Origin of the sequence: Zarconia navalis LEGE 11467, assembly GCF_015207075.1 — a bacterium.
GTDB classification, from domain to species: Bacteria; Cyanobacteriota; Cyanobacteriia; order Cyanobacteriales; family Geitlerinemataceae; genus Zarconia; species Zarconia navalis.
This window is the reverse complement of sequence record NZ_JADEXN010000282.1, coordinates 1-7,001: the sequence shown is the minus strand read 5'-3', so window position 1 is coordinate 7,001 and position 7,001 is coordinate 1. Positions and strand designations below refer to the sequence as shown.

Here is a 7,001-nt window from a genome sequence, read left to right as displayed (position 1 = left end):
CATTCTGGCTTATCACCGACGACTGCTCCGCCGGTGAGCATTGCTTGCATTCCCGGAGTAAAGAAGGAGTAGGGGAATGTGGGGGTGGGAGTGCCGAGGCCATCGAGACGATCGCGCAGTTCGTCGGGGAGGGTAAAATCGAGTGCTTGGAGATTGTCTTCGAGTTGGTGCAGCTTGGTTGCCCCGACAATGACAGAGGCAATACCAGGCTTGCTGGCAGCCCAGTTCACCGCAACTTGAGCCATACTGCGATTCAATTCTTTGGCAACAGCTTCGAGTTCGGCTGTCACTTTCCAGTTGCGATCGGTGAATTTATCAAATGCCGGATTATCGGCCCCGGCAAGTTTGGCTAATCGCCCTTCGCCGTCATTGCCTTCTCCGCCGGTCTCCTCGCTGGGGCGATACTTACCGCTGAGCAAGCCGCTGGCGAGGGGACTCCAGGCCATAATCCCCATGCCGTGACTAGTGCCGAGAGGGACGAACTCATGCTCGATATTGCGCTCCACCAGGGAGTATTCCAACTGGAGAGCGCAAATTGGCTCGTAACCGCGCAGTTCGGCGATCGCCTGGGCGCGGGAGGCATACCAGGCGGGTACGTCCGACAGACCGATATAGCGAACTTTGCCCGATCGCACCAAATCGTCGAGGGTGCGAATCACTTCTTCTGCCGGGGTAATACGATCCCAGGTATGCAGGATGTAGAGGTCGATATAATCCGTGTCCAGACGCTGGAGAGACCCTTCAACCGCCCGGAGAATGTTTTTGCGACTGTTGCCCCCGGCGTTGGGATTTCCCGGATCGGAGTTGTAGGAAAATTTGGTGGCGATCGCCACTTTATCGCGCAAGCTGCGTTCTCGCACGAACTCCCCCAGCCACTTTTCGCTGGTGCCATTGGTATAGAGGTCGGCCGTATCGATGAAATTGCCCCCAGCATCGACGTAAGTATTAAAAAGTTGACTGGCCGTTTCGCGATCGGCCCCCCAACCCCACTCCGTACCAAACGTCATCGTCCCCAAAGCGAGGCGACTGACGCGCAAACCACTGCGGCCGAGGGTGTAATAGCTATCTAGAGTCATGGTTTTACCTTTGTAATTTTTACTTGAGTGCTGACTTGAGTACTGTGAGAAATCGAAAATAGGATGCGATCGGTAGGGTTAGCGCCCCTGTGTAGTGGTGTCAACTTAAGGTAGTTGCTGGGCGCGTCAATGACGCAATCATCTGTCGAAAAACCCGGCACGCGCGGGGGTTTCCCCCCAAATCCGGGTTTTGAGTCAATTATTGGGAAGTTGACAAAGTGAATACAACCATTCCCCATTCCCCCTGTGGGGAAAACTAACCCAAACCCCCGCCATCAATATCGAATCGCATTCCCGAGACATAGGAGGCGGCATCTGAAGCCAACCACGTGACTGCCTTGGCGACTTCTTCGGGTTGCCCCACCCGCTGTATGGGGTAGGGGGAAACGAGCTGTTCTTCGCTCACCTCCCAATCTCGCTTCACCCGATCCAACATTGGGGTATCGATCGCGCCCGGAGCGATCGCATTGATGCGGATATCTTTGCCGTATTCCTGGGCGGCCATTTTCGTCATGTGAATCACTGCGGCTTTACTCGCGCCGTAGCCGACGATATTAGCAAAGGCGCGATGACCGCCAATACTGGCGTTGTTAATTATTGCCCCTTTGGTTTGGAGGAGATAGGGAATTTCGTATTTCATCCCCAGAAATACCCCTCGGGCATTGGTATTCATCAAATCGTCGAATTCGTCAATGTCGGTATCGGCGATCGCGGCGGGTGGATAATCGATTCCGGCATTGTTAAACGCAACATCGAGGCGATCGTACCGGGCGATACAACCTTCGACAAACGCCTGGACTTCCTCCGCCCGACGCACATCCGCTTGCATATAGGTCGCCTCGCCCCCTCCAGCGCGGATTTGGGCTTCGATCTGTTGCCCGAGCGTCTCGCGCCGCCCGCAAAAGAAGACGCTTGCACCTCGTTCGGCAAAGGCTTTTGCGGTAGTTGCGCCAATCCCAGAGGTGGCTCCGGTAATCAAAACCACTTTTCCAGAAAACTGACCGTTAGGGTCGGCAGCAGAGCTTTGAGCTTCGGGTGTATCGGGCGGATTGGCAGTCGATCGACCTGCCGCGATCGCCGTGGTAAGACCCGTCGCGGCGATCGCCCCGGCGGTTATCATTTGGCGACGAGTGAAATCTGACATGATGTTTGTTTGGGTGACCGTAAAAAATCCATCGCAATGGCATATCTTACGAACCTTCTTCAAGACTGTCTAGGACGATATTGCGCCGAGCGACATAATTGCCGGGAGTGACTCCCACCCAACGTTTGAAATACCAACCGAAATGACTCTGGTCGTAAAATCCTACCTCTGCGGCGACTTTGGCAATGGGAGTGCCCTGGGCGAGTCGTTTCTTGCTTTGAGCGATTCGCAGTTGTTGTTGGTAGGCACTCGGGGAAAACCCAGTTTCGCGACGAAAGACCCGACAGAGGTGGAATCGGCTCAATCCCGCTAGGGTGGACAGTTCGGTTAGAGAGATATTTCGATCGAAATGTGCCCGCAAAAAGTCGCAAACCTCAGAAATAGACCGTTTCGGCGATCGCCCCTCGCTGGCAGTCGGGCAATTTTGGGCGTGACGGGCGATCGAGCGGGTCAAAAAATCCAGTAAACTCGTTTCTTGCTCCAGTTGGGACGCTGAATCGGCGATCGCCGTACAAACTCGCTCGAACTGGCGCACGATATCTCGATCTCGAAGATATGGGGTGGGCAGGAACGGATCGCCAACCGACTTTTCGGCGATCTCCGCCGCCGCCCTTTGGAGAACGGCTCGATCGATATGCATCATCCAAAAGGTCGCCGGGGCAGGTAGTTCGGTTCTCTGGCTTGGAGAATGCGCCTCCCCCGAATGAATGACGCTCAAACTGGCGATGGGAATTGGATGAGTGGCTCCACGATAGGTATATTCTCCCTGAGTGTCATAGCTCAGCCCGAACTGATATTCATCGTGGGCGTGGGAAGGGAGCGGCTCCACCGAGCCAGGGGTATAAATATACTGTTCGAGCAATATTTCTGGGGATTTCCAGACATTGGCAAAAATTTTAGCGGGAGGAAGAGGCATAAGCAGTCGCCATATCGGGCGCGGACACAAGTTACCGTGGGCAGGGGAAGAAAGACCACGGGTTAATTACAAATTATTCCTCTTCTGTCAGACTCTGAAAAATGGGGGTCAAACTCTGATTCTCTCGTTAGGTGTCGTTGGCTGTAATGACAGAATTTCGTCAGAATGTCGGAAAGTGACAGAAGAGGGATAGTTCCCACTCCCGCACTCAGTATCCTAAAAATGGCACAAGATTTTGATTCCGTTGGGATTGACGATATTCTCGTAACTCCTCAGAGTAAAAAGATGGCATTTCAATTTTATTCAATCCCGCCAATCCGAGAACGCCGTCAATCTCCTGGCGCATCACCTTTTGAAGTCGAGTGCGTTCTTCAATCAAAATTCGATCGTCATTATGCCATTGATGATTATGCGATCCTCGCGAAGCGCTTACCTAGCAATTGACAAAACCGAGCGCTCATTGAGCAACCATTGCGAATGGCTGCCCATCGTGTCTTATCCCAAACCTTTCACCCTGGTGTGGGTTGTCTCAACCTGCACGGCAATTTTCGCTCCGGCGATCGCCCTAGCTCAACCGATTATCCCCGATAACGATGGAACCGGAACCCTCGTCACCCCAGAGAGCGATCGATTCAACATTCATGGGGGACAAACCTCCGGAGATGGTAGCAACCTCTTCCACAGTTTCCAGGAATTTGGTTTGGATGCGGGACAAACGGCAAACTTCCAATCGTGTCCGGAAATTCAAAATATTTTAGGACGGATTACGGGGGGCAATGCATCTCTCATCGACGGCTTAATCGAAGTCACCGGAAGCAACGCCAACCTATTTTTAATGAACCCGGCGGGGATTGTTTTTGGCGAGAACGCCCAACTGAACGTTCCCAGTTCGTTTACCGCCACCACCGCCACGGGAATTGGCTTAGATGGCGGTTGGTTTAATGCCTTTGGCACGAACGATTATACGGCCCTGGTGGGAACCCCCAACGCTTTTGATTTTGCCATTTTCGAGCCGGGAGCGATCGTCAATCACGGGAATTTAACCGTGGCAGAGGGGTCGAATTTGAGCTTGTTTGGCGGTACGGTGGTGAGTACGGGAACGCTGCAAGCCGACGGTGGCGAGATTTCGGTGGCGGCAGTACCGGGGGAAAACCTGCTGCGGTTGAGTGCCGAGGGTAATATCCTCAGCCTGGAAGTCTCGCCGGCAACCTCTTCTTTTTCCCTTTTAAATCCGCGATCGCTACCGGAATTGTTAACCTTAGGGGAATCGATTGCCGATGCCGATACCCTCGTGGTGAATCCTGACGGAACGGTGGCATTAACGGGTTCTGGCTTGCGAGTGGAAGATGGGGATGTCGCTGTCGCTGGGGGTAAGAACTCAGAACCGAACCTGCGATCGGGCAGTGCTATCCTCGCAGCCGATCGCAATTTAACCTTAACCGAAAGTCAGCTCTCCACTACCGACGATTTAACCCTACTAGCGGGGGATACCCTGCAAGTTCGCGACAGCATCGCCAATCCGGTTCTCACGGAAGCCGGAGGCAATCTATCCCTGCGGGGGACTCGCGGCATCGATATTCTGGCTTTGAACCATCCCCAAACCCCCTTCGTCAGCGGTGGCGATCTCAGTTTGGCAAGCGGGGGCTTCATCTCGGGAGATGCCCACTATTCAACGGGGGGAAATTTCTCGATTCTGACTCTGGATGGGGAACCGGGGGAATTTTTCAGCCTCATCGATCCGATTATCTTCGCCAATGGGGATGTCACCTTCGGCGATTATACGGGACCATCGCTGGTGATCGAAGCCACCGGAGAAATTACGACGGGGAACATTACGATTAATGGCATCGATCCGAATATTGCCGACGAACCCGTGTTGATTTTGCGGGCGGGAAGAACGCCAACGCCGATTACATTAGCCGCAGGAGGAACGACAACCCAAGAGGGAACGGTATTCAGTGCCGCCTCTACCGCTGCTGCCCCCCCCCGGAATTGATGCCGGGAATATTCTCATCGATGCTGGGGGAATCGGGGGACTGACCTTTTTAGAAGCCCCTGGAAATATTGCTGCCGGATCGATCGAATCGAATGGGGGAACGATTTTCCTCAATAGCATCGCCGGATCGATCTCCACCACCGGATTGCTGGATTCGACGGCGGCGACGGGAGATAGCGGACTCATTGCCCTGCAAGCGAATGGGGATATTACTGCCAGTGGGTTGGATGCTTCGAGTGATGATGGCAATTCTGGGGATGTGACGCTGTATAGCGTGACGGGGGATATTGCCGCAGATGCGATCGATGCGTCTTCTATCGATAGCGAGGGAGGAGAAGTTCTCTTATTTTCTCAAGAAGGGGCGATTGCTGCTGGGGATATTGATACTTCTAGCGACAACAGCATCGGCGGCAACGTCACCTTTCAAGGTTTGGAAAACGTAACCACCGCAAGTATCGATGCATCGGGCATTTCCGGCGGGGAAATCGATCTTCGCAGTACCAATGGGGGTATTGCCAGTCGTGGAACTTTAACCAGTGGTGGCGAGAATGTGACTCTACAGGGATCGGGCAATGTAGCAGCAGCGAGTATTACTTCAAATGGTGGGGAGATTCTCCTCAACAGCACTACGGGGGAAATTACCACCACCGGAACTCTCGATTCGACGGCAGATACCGGAAGCGGGTCGATCGAACTTGCTGCCCAAGGCAATATTACGGCCAATAATTTCAATACCTCTAACACCAACAACAATGCCGCAGATGTGACGCTGTACAGCGAAACGGGAAATATCGACACGGAAAGCGTTGATGCATCGGCGATCGATGGCGATGGCGGTGCGGTAGAATTTCATGCCGAATCGGGGAGTCTTACGGCGGGAAATATCGACACCTCCAGCGAGAACGGAAACAGCAGCAATGTGACGCTATTCGCCAGGAATGACTTGACAACGGCGAGTATGAATGTTTCGGGTTCTGGCGGAGAAATCGACCTTCGCAGTACCAATGGGGGAATTGATACCAGTGGCGGAACTCTCACCAGTAGCGGCGAGAATGTCACCCTTCAAGGGCAACAAGCCATCTCGACTCCAATGGCGGCGCGATCGAGCTGCGGTCGTCTAATGGCGAGATTAACACGACAAATGGCACGATCGATTCCTCGGGAACTGGGGGGAATGGGGGGGATGTCACCCTACACGGTAAAGGAAATCTGACGACCCAAGATCTTACCTCTGATGGCGGGAATATTAGCTTGACATCCTCTAACTCTATCTCCAGCAATGGCACGATCGATTCCTCGGGAACGAGGGCGAATGGCGGGAATATCGATCTACTGAGCGGTCGCAATATTACCACCAACCAAGATGTCACCTCCGGCGGCGGGAATATTAAGTTTAAGAGCAGTAACAGGATAGACACCCAAGATGTCACCTCTGGCGGCGGGAATATTACGCTGAGGACATTAGCACGGAACAGCACGATCGATACTCGAGGTGCAACGATCGATTCGCGAGCGGAAGGTCAAAGTGGAACAACTCAGAGATTGGCTTTGTTACTTGGCAATTCAGGAAGGACTCCTGCAGGGACTACTATTCGCATTGGAACGGTGATTAGCGGATCGGGTAATCGTGTCAGCCTCAAAGTCCCGTTTCGCACGACCAATACCGGTACTGTCGGGGGGGGGAATGCCCCTAATGCGCCCTCTGCACCGTCTCCGGTGGTCGCACTAACCGCCCCGAGTATTGCCGGTACTGCCGGTACCACGGGAACCATCAATGCACCTAACATTGCCGATACCACAGGAACCATTAATGCACCCAACATTGCCGATACCACAGGAACCATCAATGCACCCAACATTGCCGATACC

Annotated in this window: 7 protein-coding genes; 3 read left to right on the top strand and 4 right to left on the bottom strand. The window is 53.6% G+C overall.

The genetic code is table 11. The annotated features are described in order from the left end of the window. The 4 genes from IQ235_RS14745 to IQ235_RS14730 form a co-directional block, all read right to left on the bottom strand. The coding region (locus tag IQ235_RS14745; RefSeq protein WP_264322204.1) for an aldo/keto reductase at window positions 1–1,076 on the bottom strand (1,076 nt) is incomplete at its 3' end. A 256-nt stretch (window positions 1,077–1,332) separates the two neighbouring features. After that, entirely contained in the window at window positions 1,333–2,220 is an 888-nt protein-coding gene (locus IQ235_RS14740) for an SDR family NAD(P)-dependent oxidoreductase (RefSeq protein WP_264322203.1), read from the bottom strand. Window positions 2,221–2,266: 46 nt separating this feature from the next. Next, a complete protein-coding gene (locus IQ235_RS14735) occupies window positions 2,267–3,136 on the bottom strand; it encodes a helix-turn-helix transcriptional regulator (RefSeq protein ID WP_264322202.1) in 870 nt (289 codons plus the stop codon). A gap of 208 nt (window positions 3,137–3,344) precedes the next feature. Beyond that, on the bottom strand, window positions 3,345–3,515 hold the full coding sequence (locus IQ235_RS14730) for a hypothetical protein (protein WP_264322201.1): 171 nt from the start codon (window positions 3,513–3,515) through the stop codon (window positions 3,345–3,347). An 81-nt stretch (window positions 3,516–3,596) separates the two neighbouring features. Here IQ235_RS14730 and IQ235_RS14725 point away from each other — a divergent pair, with 81 nt between their 5' ends. The 3 genes from IQ235_RS14725 to IQ235_RS14715 form a co-directional block, all read left to right on the top strand. Beyond that, window positions 3,597–5,132 (top strand): filamentous hemagglutinin N-terminal domain-containing protein, encoded by a 1,536-nt coding sequence (locus tag IQ235_RS14725; RefSeq protein ID WP_319592598.1) that lies wholly within the window; start codon window positions 3,597–3,599, stop codon window positions 5,130–5,132. After that, the gene (locus IQ235_RS14720) at window positions 5,095–6,345 is read left to right on the top strand and encodes a hypothetical protein (protein ID WP_264322200.1); all 1,251 of its coding nucleotides are present in this window, start codon (window positions 5,095–5,097) and stop codon (window positions 6,343–6,345) included. The genes IQ235_RS14725 and IQ235_RS14720 overlap by 38 nt, the downstream gene beginning before the upstream one ends. 38 nt (window positions 6,346–6,383) lie before the next feature. Continuing rightward, window positions 6,384–7,001: hypothetical protein (locus IQ235_RS14715; RefSeq protein ID WP_264322199.1), on the top strand; the 618-nt coding region annotated here is incomplete at its 3' end.